At 68.5% G+C, this 20,017-nt stretch carries 16 protein-coding genes; 7 read left to right on the forward strand and 9 right to left on the reverse strand.

The window, feature by feature from the left end:
* Positions 1–30: 30 nt before the first annotated feature.
* A complete protein-coding gene (metK, locus tag RKE50_RS16030) occupies positions 31–1,182 on the reverse strand; it encodes a methionine adenosyltransferase (RefSeq protein WP_350038113.1) in 1,152 nt (383 codons plus the stop codon).
* A gap of 29 nt (positions 1,183–1,211) precedes the next feature.
* The gene (locus tag RKE50_RS16035; protein ID WP_350038114.1) at positions 1,212–2,219 is read right to left on the reverse strand and encodes an ArsR/SmtB family transcription factor; all 1,008 of its coding nucleotides are present in this window, start codon (positions 2,217–2,219) and stop codon (positions 1,212–1,214) included.
* A 120-nt stretch (positions 2,220–2,339) separates the two neighbouring features.
* Between RKE50_RS16035 and tkt the strand changes: the two genes are divergently transcribed.
* Genes tkt through RKE50_RS16050 form a run of 3 tightly spaced genes read left to right on the forward strand, consistent with a single transcriptional unit; the run spans position 2,340 to position 6,573 of the window.
* Positions 2,340–4,358: a transketolase gene (gene tkt, locus RKE50_RS16040; protein ID WP_350038116.1), complete on the forward strand. Its 2,019-nt coding sequence runs from the start codon at positions 2,340–2,342 to the stop codon at positions 4,356–4,358.
* Positions 4,359–4,360: 2 nt separating this feature from the next.
* Complete coding sequence (locus RKE50_RS16045) at positions 4,361–5,374, forward strand: glyceraldehyde 3-phosphate dehydrogenase NAD-binding domain-containing protein (RefSeq protein ID WP_350038118.1); 1,014 nt, start codon at positions 4,361–4,363, stop codon at positions 5,372–5,374.
* A 23-nt stretch (positions 5,375–5,397) separates the two neighbouring features.
* The gene (locus tag RKE50_RS16050) at positions 5,398–6,573 is read left to right on the forward strand and encodes a phosphoglycerate kinase (RefSeq protein ID WP_350038120.1); all 1,176 of its coding nucleotides are present in this window, start codon (positions 5,398–5,400) and stop codon (positions 6,571–6,573) included.
* Here the strand turns inward: RKE50_RS16050 and RKE50_RS16055 are convergent.
* The gene (locus RKE50_RS16055) at positions 6,570–7,427 is read right to left on the reverse strand and encodes a 6-carboxytetrahydropterin synthase (protein WP_350038122.1); all 858 of its coding nucleotides are present in this window, start codon (positions 7,425–7,427) and stop codon (positions 6,570–6,572) included. The genes RKE50_RS16050 and RKE50_RS16055 overlap by 4 nt on opposite strands.
* 94 nt (positions 7,428–7,521) lie before the next feature.
* Positions 7,522–8,112 carry a YhgN family NAAT transporter gene (locus RKE50_RS16060; RefSeq protein WP_350038123.1) on the reverse strand — a complete coding sequence of 197 codons (591 nt, stop codon included), beginning with the start codon at positions 8,110–8,112 and terminating at the stop codon, positions 7,522–7,524.
* Between the two features lie 57 nt (positions 8,113–8,169).
* On the opposite strand from RKE50_RS16060, the gene RKE50_RS16065 reads away from it, so the two are divergent.
* The 3 genes from RKE50_RS16065 to RKE50_RS16075 all read left to right on the forward strand — a co-directional run bounded on the left by RKE50_RS16065 (position 8,170) and on the right by RKE50_RS16075 (position 11,001).
* Positions 8,170–9,300: a tetratricopeptide repeat protein gene (locus RKE50_RS16065; RefSeq protein WP_350038125.1), complete on the forward strand. Its 1,131-nt coding sequence runs from the start codon at positions 8,170–8,172 to the stop codon at positions 9,298–9,300.
* Between the two features lie 45 nt (positions 9,301–9,345).
* Entirely contained in the window at positions 9,346–10,734 is a 1,389-nt protein-coding gene (locus tag RKE50_RS16070) for a sulfotransferase family protein (RefSeq protein WP_350038127.1), read from the forward strand.
* 84 nt (positions 10,735–10,818) lie between these two features.
* Positions 10,819–11,001 (forward strand): aspartyl/asparaginyl beta-hydroxylase domain-containing protein, encoded by a 183-nt coding sequence (locus RKE50_RS16075; RefSeq protein WP_350038129.1) that lies wholly within the window; start codon positions 10,819–10,821, stop codon positions 10,999–11,001.
* Here the strand turns inward: RKE50_RS16075 and RKE50_RS16080 are convergent.
* From RKE50_RS16080 to serA, 4 genes are all read right to left on the reverse strand, one after another.
* Complete coding sequence (locus RKE50_RS16080) at positions 10,991–11,965, reverse strand: class I SAM-dependent methyltransferase (protein ID WP_350038131.1); 975 nt, start codon at positions 11,963–11,965, stop codon at positions 10,991–10,993. The genes RKE50_RS16075 and RKE50_RS16080 overlap by 11 nt on opposite strands.
* Positions 11,966–12,066: 101 nt before the next feature.
* On the reverse strand, positions 12,067–14,910 hold the full coding sequence (locus tag RKE50_RS16085) for a TonB-dependent receptor plug domain-containing protein (protein ID WP_350038133.1): 2,844 nt from the start codon (positions 14,908–14,910) through the stop codon (positions 12,067–12,069).
* Positions 14,911–15,166: 256 nt separating this feature from the next.
* Positions 15,167–15,622 (reverse strand): hypothetical protein, encoded by a 456-nt coding sequence (locus tag RKE50_RS16090; protein WP_350038135.1) that lies wholly within the window; start codon positions 15,620–15,622, stop codon positions 15,167–15,169.
* Positions 15,622–16,851 (reverse strand): phosphoglycerate dehydrogenase, encoded by a 1,230-nt coding sequence (gene serA, locus RKE50_RS16095; protein WP_350038137.1) that lies wholly within the window; start codon positions 16,849–16,851, stop codon positions 15,622–15,624. Before serA ends, RKE50_RS16090 begins: the two co-directional genes overlap by 1 nt.
* 124 nt (positions 16,852–16,975) lie before the next feature.
* On the opposite strand from serA, the gene RKE50_RS16100 reads away from it, so the two are divergent.
* Positions 16,976–18,385, forward strand: a complete 1,410-nt coding sequence (locus RKE50_RS16100) for a D-2-hydroxyglutarate dehydrogenase (RefSeq protein ID WP_350038139.1) — start codon at positions 16,976–16,978, stop codon at positions 18,383–18,385.
* Here the strand turns inward: RKE50_RS16100 and ilvA are convergent.
* Entirely contained in the window at positions 18,382–19,908 is a 1,527-nt protein-coding gene (gene ilvA / locus RKE50_RS16105; protein WP_350038141.1) for a threonine ammonia-lyase, biosynthetic, read from the reverse strand. The two genes, RKE50_RS16100 and ilvA, sit on opposite strands and share 4 nt — an antisense overlap.
* Positions 19,909–20,017 lie beyond the last annotated feature (109 nt).

A 20,017-nucleotide genomic window follows, 5' to 3' on the forward strand; every position in this document is an offset into this window, starting at 1 on the left:
CTGCTTTGAATGCGGTGTCTGTTGCCGGTCCTACGCGTTGCGCAGCGCCTCGGCCTTGTCGGTCTTCTCCCAGGTGAAGCGCTCGTCCTCGCGGCCGAAGTGCCCGTAGGCGGCGGTGTCGCGGTAGATCGGGCGCTTCAGGTCGAGCATTTCGATAAGGCCCTTCGGGCGCAGGTCGAAGTGCTCGCGTACGAGCTGCACGATGCGCTCGTCGCTCACGGTGCCGGTGCCGAAGGTGTTCACGGAGATGGAGGTCGGCTCCGCCACGCCGATGGCGTAGGAAACCTGGATCTCGCAGCGCGCGGCGAGGCCGGCGGCGACGATGTTCTTGGCCACGTAGCGGCCGGCGTAGGCCGCAGAGCGGTCCACCTTGGACGGGTCCTTGCCGGAGAAGGCGCCGCCACCGTGGCGGGCCATGCCGCCGTAGGTGTCGACGATGATCTTGCGTCCGGTCAGGCCGCAGTCGCCTACGGGGCCGCCGATGATGAACTGGCCGGTAGGGTTGATGTGGTAGCGCGTGTCCGCGTGCAGCCACTCGGCGGGCAGGACCTCCTTGATGATCAGGTCCATGACGGCGTCGTGGATGTCGGACTGGGGGATGTCCGCGTCGTGCTGCGTGGACAGCACCACCGCGTCCACGGCGACGGGCTTGCCGTGCTCGTAGCGCAGCGTGACCTGGCTCTTCGCATCCGGGCGCAGCCAGGGCAGCGTGCCGTGCTTGCGCAGGGCGGCCTGGCGCTCCACCAGCCGGTGCGCGTAGTAGATCGGCGCGGGCATGAGCACGTCGGTCTCGTCGCTGGCATAGCCGAACATCAGGCCCTGGTCGCCGGCGCCCTGTTCCTTGTCCTCGCCCTCGTCCACGCCCATGGCGATGTCGCGGCTCTGCTTGCCGATGGCGTTGAGCACGGCACAGGAGGCGCCGTCGAAGCCGACCTTCGAGCTGGTGTAGCCGATGTCGGTGACCACGCCGCGGACCACTTCCTCGAGGTCGACATAGGTATTCGTGGTCACCTCGCCGGCGATCACCACCATGCCGGTCTTGACCAGCGTCTCCACCGCGACGCGGGCGTCCACGTCGTCGTGGAGGATGGCGTCGAGGATGGCGTCGGAGATCTGGTCCGCCATCTTGTCCGGGTGGCCCTCGGACACCGATTCCGAGGTGAAGATGGAGTAGTCGCTCATGCTGTGTCCTTACTGTCTGAGTCGCGTGCTTATGAAGTCGCGTGGCCGAAAAGGCGCACCTGGACCTGGAAACCGTTGCGCTGCGCGAGGAAGCTGCTGGCGAGATCGCCGAGCCCCGCGTCCGCCGCCCAGGCGGTGAGTTGCTCGGGCTCGAAGCCGAGCCAGAGGTCGCCGCAGTTCTCCCGGGCCCAGCCCTGGTCGTGGCGGCAGAGGTCCGTGACCGCGATGACGCCGCCGGCTGCGAGTTGCGCGGCGGCATCCGCGAGCACCCGGGCCGGGTCCGGGGTGTGGTGCAGGACCATGTTGATGACGATGCAGTCCGCTTGGATGCCGGCGAGCGCGGGGCTGCCGGTGTCGCCGAGGATGAAGTCGACGTTGCCCAGGCCGCCTTCCGCTGCCGTGGCGCGGCTGGCGGCGAGCATCTCCGGCGCGTTGTCCAGGGCCACCACGCGCGCGAAGCGCGGTGCTAGGTGGGCGAGGAAGCGGCCGTCCCCGGGGCCGATCTCCAGCGCCAGCTCGCGGCGGGGCAGCGGCGCCTCGGCGAGCAGCTTGGCAACCGTGTCGCCGTACTGCTCGTAGCTGGCGATGAGGTCCTGCTGCTCGCGGAACTTGTCGGCGTTCAGGCGGAAGAAGTCCCGGGAGTTCTTCTCCCTTGCCCGCTGCAGCGCGCCGAGGCCGCGGCGGATGGCCGGCGGCAGGGGCCGGGCGTCGAGCTCGGCCAGCAGCGCCGCGGCCACGGCACCGCCGCCTGCGGGGGCGAGCAGGTCACTGCGCCGGTAGAAGATGCTGGTGCCCTCGCGGCGGCTGGTGACCAGCCCGGCCCGGGCCAGCACCTTCAGGTGGTGGCTGAGGGCCGGCTGGCGGATGCCGAGGAGTTCGCACAGCTCGGAGACGGCCAGCGAGTCGTTCTGCAGGACCCGGAGCACGGTCAGGCGCAGCGGGTCCGCGCAGGCCTTGCAGGCCGCGGCGAGGTCCGCGAGGGAGGCGTCCGGTGCGTCGCGCCCGGCGACCGGTGTCAGGGTGGCTGTGCCTTGCATGGCGCAGGAGTCTAGCAGGCCCTTCGCGGTCTATCAAAAAATTTCGATATAGGACTTTTTACGTTGTCCCCCGCACCCCGCTGGGCCAGAATGCCGGGCTTTTGACCAGTGGACGAACCTATGCCCGCCCGATCCGACCTCGCGCGCTCCCAGTTGGCCAATGCCATCCGAGCCCTCGCCATGGATGCCGTGCAGCAGGCCAACAGTGGCCATCCCGGCGCCCCCATGGGCATGGCCGATATCGCCGAAGTGCTGTGGAACGACTTTCTCCAGCACAACCCGGCCAACCCCGCGTGGCCGAACCGGGACCGCTTCGTGCTTTCCAACGGGCACGGCTCCATGCTCATCTACAGCCTGCTGCACCTCACCGGCTACGACCTGCCGATCGAGGAGCTCAGGAACTTCCGCCAGCTGCACAGCCGCACGCCGGGCCACCCGGAGTACGGCTACACGCCGGGCGTCGAGACCACCACCGGCCCGCTGGGCCAGGGCCTCGCCAATGCCGTGGGCATGGCCATCGCCGAGAAGACCCTGGCGGCGCAGTTCAACCGCCCCGGGCACACGGTGGTCGACCATCACACCTACGTCTTCCTCGGTGACGGCTGCCTGATGGAAGGCATTTCCCACGAGAGCTGCTCCCTCGCCGGCACGCTCGGCCTCGGCAAGCTCATCGCCTTCTACGACGACAACGGCATCTCCATCGACGGCGAGGTGGAAGGCTGGTTCACGGACGATACCCCTGGCCGCTTCCGGGCCTACGGCTGGCAGGTGATCGAGGCCGTCGACGGCCACGATGCCGAGGCCGTGCGCGGCGCCATCGAGGCGGCGCGGGCCGAGGGCGACAGGCCCACGCTCATCTGCTGCCGCACGGTGATCGGCAAGGGCGCACCGAACAAGGCCGGCAGCGAGTCCTGCCACGGTGCGCCGCTGGGCGCGGACGAGGTCGCCGCCACCCGCGAGGCCCTTGGCTGGACCCACCCGCCCTTCGAGGTGCCCGGGGACATCTACGCCGGCTGGGACGCGCGCGCCGCGGGCAGCGATCGCGAGGCGGCCTGGAACGCCGCGATGACGGCGTACGCGGAAGCGCACCCGGGCCTGGCCGCCGAGCTGTCCCGGCGCCTGGCCGGCGAGCTGCCGGCGAACTTCGGCGAGCGCGCCGACGCCTGGATCGCCGAGTGCCAGCAAGCCGGCGCCAGTGTCGCGACCCGCAAGGCGTCGCAGCAGTGCCTCAATGCCTACGGCGCCCTGCTGCCGGAGTTCCTCGGCGGCTCGGCGGACCTCGCCGGTTCCAACCTGACGCTCTGGGACGGCAGCAAGCCGGTGACCGCCGCCGACCCGGCGGGCAACTACCTTTATTACGGGGTGCGCGAGTTCGCGATGACGGCGATCGCCAACGGCATCGCGCTCCACGGCGGCTTTATTCCCTACACGGCCACCTTCCTGATCTTCATGGAGTACGCGCGCAACGCCGTGCGCATGGCGGCGATCATGGGTCAGCCGCAGATCCTCGTGTACACCCACGACTCCATCGGCCTCGGCGAGGACGGCCCCACGCATCAGCCCGTGGAGCAGCTGACCGCCCTGCGCGCGACGCCTAACCTGCACACCTGGCGCCCCTGCGACACCGTGGAGGCCGCGGTGGCCTGGCGCGCCGCCATCGAGCGCCGCGACGGCCCCACCGCGCTGGTGTTCTCGCGCCAGGGGCTGCCGCACCAGGCCCGCGACGACGCCCAGGTGGCGGCCATTGCCCGCGGCGGCTATGTCCTGCGTGGCTGTGAAGGCACGCCGGAGGCCGTGATCATCGCCACCGGCTCCGAGATCGCCCTCGCCGTGGGTGCCGCCGAGCGCCTCGCGGAACAGGGCCGCGCCGTGCGCGTGGTATCCCTGCCCTGCGCCGAGGTCTTCGAGCAGCAGGATGCGGCCTACCGCGAGTCGGTGCTGCCCATCGACCTGCTCGCCCGGGTCGCCGTGGAGGCGGGCCACCGCGACTGGTGGTACAAGTACGTCGGCCTCGACGGCCGTATCGTCGCCATGGACAGCTTTGGCGAGTCTGCCCCGGCCGGCGCGCTGTTCGAGGAGTTCGGCTTCACCGTCGACAACGTGGTTGCCGCGGTGGACGAGGTCCTGCAGCCAGGCTGAGCATGCTGCGCCTCGCCATCAATGGCTACGGCCGCATCGGGCGCAGTGTCCTCAGGGCCCTGCAGGAGAGCCCGCTGCGCGGGGCGCTCGAGGTGGTCGCGGTCAACGAGCTGGCGGACGCGGCGACGGTAGTCCACCTCACCCGCTACGACAGCACCCACGGCCGCTTCCCGGCCGAGGTCGCCGCCTGCGAGGGCGGCTTCAGCATCGCCGGCGAGCCGATCGCGCTGCTCCGCGAAGAAGACCCGGCGCGCCTCGACTGGGGCCGCCACGGCGTGGACCTCGTGCTGGAATGCTCCGGCGCCTTCACGGACCGCGCGACCGCCGAGCAGCACCTCGCCGCTGGCGCCGGGCGCCTGCTCTTCTCGCAGCCGGCGCAGGCGGATGTCGACGCCACCGTGGTCTACGGGGTCAACCACGACTGCCTCGAGGCTCGCCACCGCATCGTCTCCGCCGCCTCCTGCACCACCAACGGCATCGTGCCGGTGATTGCGGCCCTGGACGACGCCTTCGGCATCGAGGTGGGCACGATCACGACCATCCACTCGGCGATGAACGACCAGCCGGTGCTCGATGCCTACCACCACACGGACCTGCGCAAGACCCGGGCCGCGTCGCGCTCCATCATTCCCATCGACACGGGGCTGGCCCGGGGCATCGAGCGCATCCTGCCGGCCCTGGCCGGCCGCTTCAGCGCGCAGGCGCTGCGCGTGCCGACGCTCAACGTCTCCGCCATGGACCTGACGGTGCAGGTGCGCGCGGCGGCGGACGTCGCCGCCGTGAACCGCGCGCTCGCCGAAGCCGCCGCCGCGCGCTTCGACGGCGTCCTCGGCTACACGGAGGAGCCCCTGGCCTCCTGCGATTTCAACCACGATCCGCGCTCCAGTATCATCGATGCCAGCCAGACCCGGGTCAGCGGCAGCCAGCTGGTGAAGGTGCTGACCTGGTTCGACAATGAATGGGGCTACGCCAACCGCATGCTCGACGTCGCCCACTACTGGAGCCACACCGCCTAGGCGCTACCCCGGAGGAGCCCGCCATGTCCCTCTCCGTCAAGCTCATGCAGGACTTTCCCCTCGCCGGCCGCACGCTGCTCATCCGCGAGGACCTGAACGTGCCCCTCAAGGACGGCAGGGTGGCCTCGGATGCGCGCATCCGCGCCGCCCTGCCCACCATCGAGCAGGCGCTGGCCGCGGGCGCGAAGGTGCTGCTCATGTCGCACCTGGGTCGGCCCGTGGAGGGCGAATTCGACCCGGCGCTTTCGCTGGAGCCGGTGGCGGCGCACCTCGGCGAGCTGCTCGGCCGCCCGGTACCGATGATTCCGGACTGGCGTAGCGGCGTGGTTTTCGGCGACGGCGAGATCGCCATGCTCGAGAACGTGCGCTTCAACAGCGGCGAGAAGAGCGATGACGAGGCGCTGGCCCGGGCCTATGCGGGCCTCTGCGACCTCTTCGTCATGGATGCCTTCGGCACCGCGCACCGGGCCCAGGCCTCGACCCATGGCGTCGCCCGCTACGCCCCGGCCGCCTGCGCGGGGCCCCTGCTGGCGGCGGAGCTGTCGGCCCTGGAGCGGGCCCTCGCGGAGCCCGCCCGGCCGATGGTCGCCATCGTCGGCGGCTCCAAGGTCTCCACCAAGCTCACCGTGCTCGAGACCCTGGCCGACAAGGTCGACAAGCTGGTGGTCGGCGGCGGTATCGCCAACACCTTCCTCGCCGCAGCCGGGCACCCGGTGGGCAAGTCGCTCTGCGAGCACGACCTCGTGCCCGCGGCGAAGGCGCTCATGGAGAAAACCGAGGTGCCGCTGCCGGAGGACGTGGTGGTGGCCAGCGAGTTCAGCGCCGATGCGGAGGCGACCGTGAAGGCCGTGGCCGACGTCGGCCCGGAGGACATGATCCTCGATATCGGCCCCCGGGCCGCCGAGGCCCTCGCCGCCCAGCTCACCGGCGCCGGCACGATCCTCTGGAACGGCCCGGTCGGCGTGTTCGAGTTCGAGGCCTTTGCCGGCGGCACCCGCGCCCTGGCGGAGGCGATCGCGGCCAGCGATGCCTTCTCCCTGGCCGGCGGCGGCGACACGCTGGCCGCCATCGACCAGTTCGGCATCGCCGACCGGGTTTCCTACATCTCCACCGGCGGCGGCGCTTTCCTCGAGTACGTGGAAGGCAAGACCCTGCCGGCGGTGGCGATGCTGGAAGCGCGCGCCCGCGAGGGCAGCTAGCGTCCCGTCCGGCTGCCGAAGGCGCCCTTGCCCACGCCCTCGAAGGCCTTCACCAGCACGTCCCCCGTCGTGGCGCCCGCAATTCGGTCGGCCAGGTGGCCGGCGATGTTCTCCACGGTGCTGTCCAGCGGCATGACATAGACCTGGTCGCGCGGCAGGGTGAGGGTGAAGTCGCCCTGGGCGGCCGTGTAGCGCAGCGTGAGATGGGTGACGCCGCCGTGGTCGGCCTCGTCCGCGATATGCGCCTCGGTAGCGATGTAGCTGTCCGCCAGGCGCCCGGCCCACTCGGCCTCGAGCGCCGCGTCGCGCTGCCCGTCGACGGCGATTTCCAGCCGCGAGCGGTGGCCGTGGGCAATGCGCTGGCACTGGCCCCGGTGCTTTGCCAGGCCATGGGTGTAGTGGAAGTAAGCGCCCTCGATGGCTTCCGGGCGCAGGGTGATCAGCACCTCTTTCACGTTCTCCGGCATGACGGGCTCAAGCTCCGCCGCCAGCGTCCCCGCGAACTGCGCCGCGTCGATGGCGTCGGCCTGCACCAGCAGCACCGCGTCGCGCGGCGACCGGTGCCGGATCAGCGCCCCGGAGGCGAGGGGAAACTCGATGAACAGTTCCTCACCGGCCAGTTCCGTCCGGCAGCCCTCGGCGCCGACGGGCACGAGGAGGCGATGATCGGCCCGGGCGTCGATAAACCGCTTGATCTGCTTCTTCACGTGGCCGAAATCAAAGACCATGCCCTGGTCGTCGAGCTCGCCGCCGAGCACGATGTCGACGATCCAGGACTCACCGACCACGCCACGCTCCCGGTCCAGGAACGAGAAGTCCATCACGGTGAGGTTGTCTACGAACAGCCTGGCCAAGATCTGTCTACCTATTCAGCCGGGGCAGCTGAGCAGAAAAGGCTACATGGTGGTGGCAAAACCCCATCCTGTCGAGCACGGCGGCAGTCCGGCGCTACAGGTGCAGGCTGGTTGCCACCCCGTCGAAGAACATCTGCACGGCGATGATCACCAAAATCATCCCCATGAGCCGCTCCATGGCGATCAGGCCGCGGTTGCCCAGGGCCCGGAGCAGGAGCGGTGAGGCCATGAGCAGCACCGCGGAGACGGCCCAGGCGCCGACCAGGGCGGCGGTCCAGTCGAGCATCCGCGACGGGTCGGTATGCACCATGAGCATGGCGATGGCCAGCGACGACGGGCCGGCCACGGCCGGTATGGCCAGCGGCACGATGAACGGTTCCCCGCCCGGGGCGTCACCGATCAGTCCGTAGGGCGACGGGAAGATCATGCGGATGGCGATCAGGAACAGGATGATCGCGCCGGCGATACTGATCGATTCCTGCCGCAGCCCCATGAGATCGAGCACCGTGCTCCCGCCCCAGAGGAAGAGGAGCAGTACGCCCAGGGCCACCAGCAGCTCCCGGAAAATCACCCACTGGCGCCGCTTCGGGTCCACGTCCTTGAGCACGGACAGGAAGATGGGCACGTTGCCCAGCGGGTCCATGACCAGGAGGAGGGTGATGAAGGCGCTGAAGGCGGTGTCCATGGTGCTACAATTGTCTCATGAAACGCCGGGATGCATCGCCCCGGCAGGAGGCTGGCCATGCCCCGCTACAGGCTGCTTGCGGCTGTGCTGCTGATCCTCGCCGGCTGTACCTCGCAGCCGCCCGCGCAGTTCGCCCCCGAGGCGCAGCTCGCCCCGAACGCGCTCCTCGATGGCCGGCTCTTCGGCGTCGGCCCCGCGGACGCCCCCGAGGATCCGGGACTCCTCGAGGTCAACGACGACATGCGCGCCTTTCTCGCCGAGCGCGTTCCCGAGCGGGCGTCCGACTCCCGCAAGGTCGACCTGATCCTCGAGGGCATCCTCGCCGGGGGCCTCGAGCTCGAGTACGACAACCTGCTCACCCTGCCCGCCAGCGAGGCGTTCTACCGCCGTGCCGGCAACTGCATGAGCTTTACCAACCTTTTCCTGGCGCTGGCACGGGAAGCCGGGGTCCGGGCGAGCTACCAGGAAGTCATGGTGCCCCCCACCTGGACCGAGGGCGACAACGCCTGGTTCTACAACCTGCACGTGAACGTCCTCGTGGACCTGCCGGGTGCCGAGCAGGTGGTGGATTTCAACATCGGCGAGTACCTGCGCGCCTACCCGCGGCGGCTGATCAGCGACGAGGCCGGGGAGTCGCGCTACCACAACAACCTCGGCGTGCATTACATGACCCACGACGATCCGGCCCGGGCCTTCCTGCACTTCCGCCAGGCCCTGGTGCTGCAGCCCGGCGCGGGGCACGTCTGGACCAACCTGGGCACCCTTTATCGTCGCCAGGGGGCCCTCGCCGAGGCCGAGACGGCGTTCCGCCACGCCATCGAGCTCGACCGCGAGCCCGTGGCCATGAGCAACCTCGCCCGGCTCTATCGCGAGCAGGGCATGCCCTCGCTGGCTGCCGACTACGCACGGCAGGTGGAACGCCTGCGCTCGAAGAACCCCTACTACCAGTACTACCGCGCGAAGCAGTCGTACGATGCGGGCGCCTACGCGGCCGCGCAGCGCCACCTCGAACGCGCCCTGCGCAAGCAGGCAAAGGACCACCGTTTTCACCATCTCATGGCTATGATCCTGACCCGGCGCCACCAGCCGGAGCTGGCGCGCAAGTTCCTGCGCCAGGCCGAGGCGCTGGCCGGGGACGGCGACAAGCAGCGCTACGGCGATAAGCTCGATCTCCTCGCCGGGAGCTAGCGCTCTGGTAGAATCGCGGGCCGCAACCCCCGACGCAGGAACACCATGGCCCAAGCCCGCAAGCGCCGCGCTGCCGCGATCCCGGCGCCCCTGAAAAACGCCCTCTCCCTGCACCGCGCCGGCCGCCTCGGCGAGGCCGAGCGCGGCTACCGCGCCACCCTGGCGGCGCACCCGTCGCACCCGCAGGCGCTGCACGGTCTGGGCACGCTCTACTACCAGCTGGGCCGCCTGGAAGCTGCGCGGGACTGCCTCGCCGAGGCCGTGACGCGCAAGGCCCGGCTGCACGGTGCCTGGTACGAGCTCGGCAACGTGCGCCGGGACCTCGGCGACGTGGCCGGCGCCATCACCGCCTACCGCCGCGCCCTGCAGCACGCACCGGACTTCGCCCCGGCGCACTGCGCCCTGGCGCGCCTGCGCGACGGCAGCGATCCGGCGGCCGAGGCGGCGGAAGCGAAGGCCCTGGGCCAGCTGCACGCCCGCAGCAAGGCGGGGACGCTCGAGCGCCGTGACCTCGCCTGGGGGCTGGCGGCGATTGCCGAGCGCGCCGGCGACGTGGAGGCGACGCTGGCCCACCTCGCCGAGGCCCACGCCGTGGACGCGGCGCGGCAGCCCTTCGACGTGGCCGGCGCGGGCCGCTATTTCGATGCCCTGGCCGGCGCCCTGGACGCCGACGCCATTGCCGGGCGCGCCGCGGACGGCGGCAGCGGCAGCGAGCTGCCGATCTTCGTTTTCGGCCTGCCGCGCTCCGGCACCACGCTGGTGGAGCAGGTGCTGGACAGCCACAGCGCCGTGCACGGCGCGGGCGAGCTGCGGCTCATCGGCGACCTCTGCGGCGACCTCGAGCGCCGCGCCCGGCAGCCCTTCAACGTCGCCTTCGGGCGGCTCTCCGCCGCAGACCGGCGGGGGATTGCCGGCACCTATCTCAAGGCCCTGCAGTCCCGGGCGCCCCTCGCCCGGCGCGTGGTCGACAAGATGCCGGCGAACTTCCTGGCCCTGCCACTGCTCGCCTGCCTGTTCCCGAAGGCGCGCTTCATCCACTGCCGGCGCGATGCCCTCGCGACCTGCTGGTCCCTTTACCGCACGCGCTTCGACGAGCCGCACCGCTACGCCAACGACCCGGCGCAGCTGGGCGCCTACTGGCGCCTCTACGACGACTACATGAAGCGCATGGGTGAGCTGCTGGGTGATCGGCTCTACAGCGTCGCCTACGAGGAACTCGTCGCGAGCCCGGAGCCCGTGATCAACGCGCTGCTCGCGCACTGCGGCCTGGAGCCGGAGCCGGCCTGCCTGGCGCCGGAGCAGAACCCTCGCCCCGTGACCACGGCGAGCACGCTGCAGGTCCGCCGGCCGATCCACGGCGGAGCGGTCGAGGGACACAGGCCGTTCACCGACGCCCTGCCCGCGCTCCGCGAGGCGCTGGAGGGTGCGGCGTGAGCGACCTTTTGAAACGGGGCCTCGATTTTCTCCCAGCTGAAGCCGGGGACGCACATCCCGCCTCGCAACGGCATGGTCAACTGCGTGCGTCCCTGGGTCGAGGGCGAGGCTTTCGTCTTTGACGACAGCATGGAACACGAGGCGATCAACCGCTCGGACCGCGAGCGCGTAGTGCTGCTGTTCGACATCTGGCGACCGGAGCTCACGGAAGCCGAGTGGCACTGGGTGCGGACCCTGCTGCACGCGGTCGATAGCTTCAGCGACTGAGCTTTTTCCCGCGCAGGATCCAGGCACCGTCCCTTACCGGCTCGCCCAGGGCCAGGCGCGCCGGTTCGTTCATGGCGAGACCGCCGGCGGTCAGCCGGTCGCGCCAGGCGCCGAGGGCGGTCTCGTCGAGGGCGGCGTCCAGCATGGACTGCATGCGCTCCCGCCAGGCCGTCATGGCCGCCTCGACCTTCTCCGCCCAGGCGATCACCTCCGCGGGCGCGAAGGCGTTCATCTTCCGGTACATGTGGGCGATGTCGGCGTAGGTCCGGAACACCAGCCCGCCGCCGATCGCCTTGCCGTGCTCCCCGAGGACAGCCTCCATGGCCTTCACGCAGGGCGCGAGATCGCGGTCCGCCTGCTCGAAGGCCCCGCGGCTGCCCCGGCCCTCGCGTAGGGCGAGGCTCTCCTCCACCAGGCGGATGAAAGCCGGCAGCAGGCCGCTGTCGCGGACACCGTCCAGGGCATCGCGGTTGGCCCGGCACTCGTCCCAGATAGCGCCGTTCTTCAGGTGCATGAGAAAGGCGACGCTGCCGCCGGGCCGGAGCACGCGCGCTGCTTCATCGGCCGCTGCCGGCGGTGCGTACTCGATGCCGAACTGGCTCACCACGTGGTCGAAGAACGCATCGGGCAGGGGAATGTCGTCGGCGCTGGCGCAGACCGCGGCCACGGCCGGGTGCTGTGCCTTGACCAGGTCCACCGCCGCATCGCTGATGTCCAGGCAGGTGATGCGGAAGTGGCGCAGGTTGTTGCGGGCGACGGACTCGGCCAGGGCGGTTACCGCACCGTGGCCGCAGCCGAGGTCCAGCAGGCGGGTGTGCCCTTCATCGGCGAGCGCGCAGGACGTGAAGAACGCCAGCCAGTAGTCCCGGAGCGCCGGGTCGCGGGCGCCGATCTCGGGCACCACGCCGGCGCGCCGGGTCCGCTCCCAGTAGTCTTCCCAGGCCTGTGCGTCAGTGCTGTTCATGGGCTAGAGCATGCCTCCTTCGCATCGCGAGCACAAAAAGAAAGCACTAAAAAAAACGGGCCCCGAAGGGCCCGTCGCAAACGCTGGTAACTGCCGATGATTTACATGCGCCATACCAGCCGTGCGCTGTAGAACCGACCAAGGAAGTCGTAGATTGCACTGGTGTTGGTCGAAATCGCCGGCACGAAGGGCGGCTGTTCGTCGGTCAGGTTTTCCACGGCGACTGAGACTTCAAAGGCGCTGAAGTTGTAGCTGGCGTAGAAATCGAAGTAGTTCATCTCGTCGACTTCAGTATTGACGTTGTCGAAACCAACCTCATCCGAGATGTCCATTGCATCGAGGTAACGCCAGACCAGTGAAGTCGACCAGCTGTCCTGGGCGAGGCTCAGGGACAGCGTCGACTTGTACTCCGGGTAGCCGGCGAAGGAACAGGTAGTGCAAGCTACCTTGCCGCGCTGATCCTCGACCGCACCCGTTGCGCTGATTTCCTTGTAGTCCTCCAGCCACATCAGCAGCCAGTCGGCGCTGACCATGCCGAAATCGGTGTTCCAGGTAAACGAGGAATTGAGATCGATACCGGAGGTTTCGATCGTCGCCAGGTTCTCCAGAAGCAGGTCAAAGCGCACCACGTCATTGCCGGGACCGCGCGCGATACGATCGCACTCCGGCGCCGAGAGCCCCTGGCTCTCGTAGCAGGTATTGATCACGGTGCTCTCCACCGGCGTGCCGATGGCGTCATCGATTTCGACATCGTAGTAGTCGAGGCTGATGCTCGGGGAACCCCATACCTCGGGCGTGAACACGAAGCCCACGGACATATTGTCAGAGGTCTCGGGCTGAAGATCCGGGTTGCCGCCCTGGGTGATCTTCAGCTGTGCAGCCGGCTGAACAAAGTCGGGGGGGACTCCTTCCGCTGCACAGTTGGCTGCAACGGTCGGGTTCGCGGCCTGGTTCTCCGAGTTGCAGGGGTCGGTAACCCCTGTGAACGCGTCGGCGTTGCCGCCGAACAGCTCGAGTACGTTCGGCGCACGAAAACCGGTGGAGAGCTGGCCGCGGAAGGTCAGCGACTGCAGCGGCTGCCAGCGGGCGCCGACTTTCCAGGTCGTCTCATCGAAGTCACCGTAGTCCGAGAACCGCGCGGCGAGCTGAGCGCTCACCTCTTCGGCGAATGGAGCACCGGAGATCAGCGGGATTTCACTTTCCACGTAGACCTCGTAGAGGTCGTACTCGCCATCGGTGGGTTCCGCGAAATTGCCTCCGCTGTTGCCGTCGCCGACGATTCCGGAAGGCGTTACGCTACCGGATTCCTCGCGGTACTCGATGCCGGCTGCCATACCGAGCCCCCCGGCCGGGAGATCTAGCACGGACGGATTGCTGATGGTCGCGGCAAAGTGCCACATCTCGTATTCGGTCTTCTCGTGGTCCTCGAAGAGGATGAAGTCCTTTTCCGCCTGCGTTTTCGGGCTGCGGCCGAAGGGGTCGAAGAGCGGGTCTCCGTTAGCCTTCTTCGGGCAGTTATCGATCACCGCGCAGCGCGCGGGATCCGAGGCGATCTGCAGTGCGCCCACGTTGAGCTGCCCGAAGGTGACCTCGGTCAGGCGCGACTGGCCCCAGGTGCCCCAGGTGTCCACGTCCCAGGTGCTGCCTGCGAAGTCGAGCTCACCCCGGAAGCCGAAGGTGCCCTGCATGGTATCCGCGTCGTACTTGAACTTGCGGTTGCCGAGATCCAGGCCTCGATACCAGAGCTGGAAGCTCTCGGCGTCGGGACCCAGCGCGCTCTGTATTTCCGCCCGTGCGTCATCCGGCAGGTTCGGGTGATCGATAGGTACCTGGATGAGGTCCGTAAAGCGACCTGCGGCTCCGGCGACGGGCAGCGGCGTGAAGTTCAGCGTCCCTTCCCGGTGCTGGGCGAGGATGTTCGAGTAGGCCGTCCAGCTGTTGTTGAGTTCCACCTCACCTATGGCGGCCAGGTTGAAGATCCTAGCGGGGTTGATCAGGCTGACGCCGTCACCGCCGGGCGCGTTATAGTTGAAGCGATGGCCCGTGTCGAGGATCGACTGGATGCTGCCGTCTCCGGCCGATCCGTTCAGGCCGCTGAAGCCGAACGTATCGTAAGGCTGGAAGCTGGCGCCGGTGACGGGATCCTCCTTGAAGATAATCCCTGCGGCCGGCACGCGGCCTTCAGGGGGAATGCCGCTACCGATCAGGTTCAGGATATTGCCCGACCCGTCATCGCTTTGACCGAGCAGCGGAATCTGCGACCACTCCCGGTCCTGGAAGTCGACATTCTCCGTCTCGGTATAGGTGCCGGACAGCACGAAATGGCTGCGGCCGCTGCCGCTTCCCAGCAGGAAGCCGACGTTCCGCGACTCACCGCCTGCATCTTCGGGGCTGCCGGTGCCTGCCGTGAACTCGAAGCCTTCGAAATCGTCTTTCAGGATCACGTTGACCACGCCGGCCACAGCATCCGAGCCGTAGATCGTTGAGGCGCCGTCAGCCAGCACTTCGACCCGCTCAATCATGTTCACCGGGAAGGATTGCAGGTCTACGCCGAGGCCACTGGAATCGCGGATCGTGCTCACGGCGCGCCGGCCATCCATGAGGACCAGGGTTCTCTCCGAACCCAGATTGTGGATCTCGACAAAGTTCGCCCCTCGGCCACCGTTGGAGTCGTTGCGGTTGGTGGCACCGCCGCTATTGGTCACGGCGGGCATGCGCTGCAGTGCGTCGAGGGTGCTGTAGGTGCCGAGCCGCTCGATGTCTTCGCCGGTGGTCATGGACATGTTGGAGATCGTTTCCGGGCCCCGCGTGATCCGCGAGCCGGTGACGATAACCTCTTCCATGATTTGCTCCTCCTGGGCGAGCGCCATGCCGGGCAAGCCGAGCGCTGCGCTGACACCGAGGGCAGCCGAGACTGCTGTCGTCAGACGTTGTTTCTTGAACATGTCATACCCCTGTATTTTGGACTAAATGCTTCATGTTTTGCGGCCATGGGCCGCTGTAGGTCGAACTCTACACGCTGAAAACCGTTGAATCCGCACAGGTTGAATGGTTTTGTGGCAAAGTTACGGAATTCCGGGGGAACTCGTTAAATTCAGGCGCTTCAAGTGCTTAGGTAGAGGTATTGAGATGTATGCACAGGCAACACTGGGGTTGATAAGGGGGTTGCCGCGGGTAGGGCGTGCGGGCGCTGGCGCCTCCTCAACGAATGCGCTTGACACCCACCTTGCGACCTGTGGCCGCGTGGGTCAGGCGCCAGAAACCGAAGAAGTTCTTGTCCAGGATGACGTCCCGCTCGCCGCCCTCGTAGGCAAAGCGTCCCTCGAGACGCTGTTGCCAGACCTGGCCGTTGTCAAGGTAGAACAGGGTGTCTCCGCTCCAGCCGTCGAAAGGTGCCCTCACCCGTGCTTCGATGCGGGCTTCCTGCTCCGCTTCGCGGACGTCCTTGCTGGTGCTGCGCAGCGTCTCCGCGTCTCTGGCCGTATAGCGCAGGAGCCAGGCGTCGAGGGCCTTGCGCTCCGCCTCGCTGAGCTTGTCGAGCCCCGACGCTTCGTACTCGTCGGGGCTCATCAATCCGCGGACGCCCGGGAAGTCTTCTGCCCGGGTGGTCGCGAGGCAGGTAAGCGCAAGGGCCAGGACGGGGACGAGGTAGCGCATCAGAACAGCACCCGGCTGCGGATGGTGGCGTCGATGTCGGCGAGCGCCCGCAGCGCCACGTCGGAGTACTCCGCATCCACGTCGATGACCACGTAGCCGATGGCGTCATTGGTCTGCAGGAACTGCGCGGAAACGTTCACCCCCGTGTCCGAGAACACCTGGTTGATCGCGCTCATGACGCCGGGCACGTTGCGGTGGATGTGCAGCAGCCGGTGGCAGCCGGCGTGCTCCGGCAGGGCTACCTCCGGGAAGTTCACGGAGGAGGTGGTGGTGCCGTTGTCGCTGTAGCGCGCCAGCTTCTCCGCCACCTCCATGCCGATGTTCTCCTGCGCCTCCATGGTGCTGCCGCCGATGTGGGGCGTGAGGATCGCCTGGTCGAAGGCGCGCAGCGGTGAGACGAACTCGTCGTCGTTGGAGCGCGGCTCCACCGGGAACACGTCGATGGCCGCCCCGGCAAGGTGGCCGCTCTCGAGCCGCTCGGCGAGGGCGTCGATGGCCACCACGGTGCCGCGGGAGGCGTTGATGAGGATGCTGCCGCGCGGCATGCGGTCGAGCTGGGCGGCGCCGATCATGTCGGCCGTGGACGCGGTCTCCGGCACGTGCAGGGACACCACGTCCGACTGGGCGAGGAGGGAATCGAGGCTGCCGAGCTGGCGGGCGTTGCCGAGGGGCAGCTTGTTGACCACGTCGAAGAACTGCACCTTCATGCCCAGGCCCTCGGCGATGACGCCCAGCTGCATGCCGATGTTGCCGTAGCCGACGATGCCCAGGCGCTTGCCGCGGATCTCGTAACTGTTCGCGGCGCTCTTCAGCCACTCGCCGCGGTGGGCGGCGGCGTTCTTGGCGGGGATGCCGCGCAGCAGCAGGATCGCCTCGGCGATCACCAGCTCGGCCACGCTGCGCGTGTTCGAGAACGGCGCGTTGAAGACGGGGATTCCGCGCTTCGTGGCGGCGCCCAGGTCGACCTGGTTGGTGCCGATGCAGAAGCAGCCCACGGCCACCAGCTTGCGCGCGTGCTCGAAGATGTCGTCGGTCAGCTGCGTGCGCGAGCGGATACCCACGAAATGCGCGTCGGCGATGGCGGCCTTCAGCTCTTCCGGCGGCAGGGCCTTGGGGTGCCACTCGATATTGTCGTAGCCGGCGGCGTTGAGCGCCTCGACGGCGGAGTCGTGGATGCCCTCCAGCAGGAGGAACTTGATCTTGCGCTTCTGCAGCGAGGTCCTGCCCATGGTGTGTGGTGCTCTGCTGTGTGATGTCTGAGTGTGGGGAGTTACGGCGCCCCTGGCTGGCGGGGCGCGGCATGATAGCATACGCGCCCCCTCTATATAGGCAGCGACACGGGCAGCAACCGGGATGGCGAAAGGGACCGCGTTGGCACAGGATCAGCTCACCGCGCTGGCGGAAATCGTCGGCCCCGACCGGGTGCTGGCCGGCCCCGAGGCGGCCGACCAGTACGGCCGCGACTGGACCCGCGCCCACGCCCCGGCGCCCTGCGCCGTCGTGCTCCCCGGGAGCATCGGCGAGGTGCAGGCGGTGGTCCGCTACGCCCGCCGCGCGGGCCTGGCCATCGTCCCCAGCGGCGGTCGCACCGGCCTGTCCGCCGGCGCCGTCGCCTCGCGCGGCGAACTGGTACTCGTCCTCGACCGGCTGAACGCCATCGAGGACTTCTCCCCCGTCGACCGCACCGTGCGCTGCGGCGCCGGCGTCATCACCGCCGAGCTGCAGGCCTTCGCCGAGGATCACGGCCTGTTCTACCCGGTGGACTTCGCCTCCGCGGGCTCGAGCCAGGTCGGCGGCAACGTCGCCACCAACGCCGGCGGGATCAAGGTCATCCGCCACGGCATGACCCGCGACTGGGTCGCCGGCCTCAAGCTGGTCACCGGCACCGGCGAGCTGCTCGACCTGAACCGCGGCCTGATCAAGAACAACGCGGGCTACGACCTGCGCCACCTCGTCATCGGCTCCGAGGGCACCCTCGGCGTCATCGTCGAGGTCACCGTCTCCCTGGCCGATCCGCCCGGCGACCTCGCCGTCATGGTCCTCGGCGTGCCTGACATGGCGGCGATCATGCACGTGCTCCACTGCGCCCGCCGCCGCCTGCAGCTGCACGCCTTCGAGTTCTTCTCCGAGGACGCCCTCGCCCGGGTGATCGAACACCAGGACCTGCAGCGCCCCTTCGACAGCGAGGCCCCCTTTTACGCCCTCCTCGAGTTCGCCCAGCCCGACGAGGCCGCCCTCGAGGCCGCCATGGCGGTTTTCGAGGAGACGGTGGAGCAGGGCTGGGTCCTCGACGGCGCCGTCAGCCAGAGCGTCGCCCAGGCCCGCTCGCTCTGGCGCCTGCGCGAGGACATCTCCGAAACGATCTCGCGCTGGACGCCCTACAAGAACGACATCTCCACCCGCGTCTCCGACGTTCCCGGCTTCCTCGCCGAGGTCGACAAGGTGGTCACCGACCACTACCCCGATTTCCAGATCATCTGGTTCGGCCACATCGGCGACGGCAACGTCCACCTCAATGTCCTCAAGCCCGACGACCTCCCCATGGACGAGTTCCAGGCCCGCTGCGGCGAGGTCAGCCGCTGGGTCTTCGAGATCGTGCAGCGCCACGGCGGCAGTGTCTCCGCCGAGCACGGCGTCGGCCTTCTCAAGAAGGACTACCTCACCTACAGCCGCTCCGAGACGGAAATCGAGATCATGCGCGGTATCAAGCGCGTCTTCGACCCGGACGGCATCATGAACCCCGGGAAGATTTTCGACCTTTAGTCCACCTGCCCGAGGTACAGCTGGTAAGCCGGGTTCTCCGACTCGTCCCAGAACGGGTAGCCGATCGCGTCGAGGGTCTTGTGGACCTCGCGTTCCTCGCCCTTCGGTGCCTGGATGCCGACGAGGATGCGGCCGTAGGCGGCGCCGTGGTTGCGGTAGTGGAAAGTGGAGATATTCCAGCGCTGGCCCAGGCCGGAGAGGAACTTGAGCAGGGCGCCGGGGCGCTCCGGGAACTCGACGCGGTAGATCGTTTCCCGGCCCATGTCCGCCGGTGCGCGGCCGCCGACCATGTAGCGGATGTGCAGCTTGGCCATCTCGTTGTCCGTGAGATCCTGGGCCTCGTAGCCCTCCGCCGCCAGCTTCGCCAGCACCTGGGCGAGATCATCGCCGCCGGGTGTCACGGACAGGCCGACGAACACCCGGGCAGAGCGGGCGCTGGCGTAGCGGTAGTTGAACTCCGTGATGTTGCGCTTGCCGAGGGCGCCGCAGAAAGCGCGGAAACTGCCGGGGCGCTCGGGGATGGTGACCGAGATGATGGCTTCCCGGTGCTCGCCGATCTCCGTGCGCTCCGAGATATAGCGCAGGCGATCGAAATTCGTGTTCGCGCCGGAGAGGATGGCGAGGAGTTGCTGGCCCTTCACGCCCCGCTCCTCCACGTACTTCTTCAGGCCGGCGAGGGCCAGGGCGCCCGCGGGCTCGGCGATGCCGCGGGTATCCTCGAAGATGTCCTTGATCGCCGCGCACATCTCGTCCGCGGAGGCCGTGATCACCTCGTCCACCGTGCTTCGGATCACCCGGAACGTCTCCTTGCCCACCTGGGCCACGGCGCAGCCGTCGGCGAACAGGCCGACCTCCTTGAGGCGGGCGCGGCGGCCCTTCTCCAGGGCCAGCTTCAGGCAGGCGGCGTCCTCCGGCTCCACGCCGATGATGCGCGTTTTCGGCCAGACATAGCGGACGTAGGCGGCGACACCGGCGAGGAGGCCGCCGCCGCCGACCGGGACGAACAGGGCGTCCAGCGGTTCCTGGTGCTGGCGCACGATCTCCATGCCCACCGTGCCCTGACCGGCGATCACGTCCGGATCGTCGAAGGGGTGGACGAAGGTCATGCCCTGCTCTGCCACCAGCTTCTGGGCGTGGGCGTAGGCTTCGTCGAAGGCGTCGCCGTGGAGGACCACCTTCGCGCCGCGGTTGCGCACCGCGTCCACCTTGATCTGCGGCGTGGTGCGCGGCATCACGATGACGGCGCGCACGCCCATGCGCTGCGCGGCCATGGCCAGGCCCTGGGCGTGGTTGCCGGCGGAGGCGGCGACCACGCCGCGGGCGCGCTGCTCGTCGCTCAGGCGGTACATCTTGTTGTGGGCGCCGCGCAGCTTGAAGGAGAACACCGGCTGCAGATCCTCGCGCTTCAGCCAGACCTGGTTGTCGAGGCGCGCAGAGAGAAGCCGCGCCTCATCCACCGGGGTTTCCCGCGCCACGTCGTAGACCTTGGCGTCAAGAATGCGCTTGATGTAGCTCTGGGGCATGCAACCACCGCTCAGGAAGGTGCTCAGAAGAGTGCAGGCATGGTAAAGCAGCGGCCGCGCCAATGCAGCCCGGGGCTTCCGCGGTACACTGGTGTCCTTGCATGCCCCG

Source organism: Pseudohaliea sp. (assembly GCF_040217025.1).
Taxonomy (GTDB): Bacteria; Pseudomonadota; Gammaproteobacteria; order Pseudomonadales; family Halieaceae; genus Pseudohaliea.

Bases quoted from the DNA above. Each gene is read 5' to 3' on its own strand.
- RKE50_RS16090 (WP_350038135.1), bottom strand. From the start codon at position 15,622: ATGCGCTACCTCGTCCCCGTCCTGGCCCTTGCGCTTACCTGCCTCGCG.
- RKE50_RS16045 (WP_350038118.1), top strand. From the start codon at position 4,361: ATGCTGCGCCTCGCCATCAATGGCTACGGCCGCATCGGGCGCAGTGTC.
- RKE50_RS16100 (WP_350038139.1), top strand. From the start codon at position 16,976: ATGGCGAAAGGGACCGCGTTGGCACAGGATCAGCTCACCGCGCTGGCG.
- RKE50_RS16085 (WP_350038133.1), bottom strand. From the start codon at position 14,910: ATGTTCAAGAAACAACGTCTGACGACAGCAGTCTCGGCTGCCCTCGGT.
- RKE50_RS16050 (WP_350038120.1), top strand. From the start codon at position 5,398: ATGTCCCTCTCCGTCAAGCTCATGCAGGACTTTCCCCTCGCCGGCCGC.
- ilvA (WP_350038141.1), bottom strand. From the start codon at position 19,908: ATGCCCCAGAGCTACATCAAGCGCATTCTTGACGCCAAGGTCTACGAC.
- RKE50_RS16080 (WP_350038131.1), bottom strand. From the start codon at position 11,965: ATGAACAGCACTGACGCACAGGCCTGGGAAGACTACTGGGAGCGGACC.
- tkt (WP_350038116.1), top strand. From the start codon at position 2,340: ATGCCCGCCCGATCCGACCTCGCGCGCTCCCAGTTGGCCAATGCCATC.
- RKE50_RS16065 (WP_350038125.1), top strand. From the start codon at position 8,170: ATGCCCCGCTACAGGCTGCTTGCGGCTGTGCTGCTGATCCTCGCCGGC.
- metK (WP_350038113.1), bottom strand. From the start codon at position 1,182: ATGAGCGACTACTCCATCTTCACCTCGGAATCGGTGTCCGAGGGCCAC.
- RKE50_RS16035 (WP_350038114.1), bottom strand. From the start codon at position 2,219: ATGCAAGGCACAGCCACCCTGACACCGGTCGCCGGGCGCGACGCACCG.
- RKE50_RS16070 (WP_350038127.1), top strand. From the start codon at position 9,346: ATGGCCCAAGCCCGCAAGCGCCGCGCTGCCGCGATCCCGGCGCCCCTG.
- RKE50_RS16060 (WP_350038123.1), bottom strand. From the start codon at position 8,112: ATGGACACCGCCTTCAGCGCCTTCATCACCCTCCTCCTGGTCATGGAC.
- serA (WP_350038137.1), bottom strand. From the start codon at position 16,851: ATGGGCAGGACCTCGCTGCAGAAGCGCAAGATCAAGTTCCTCCTGCTG.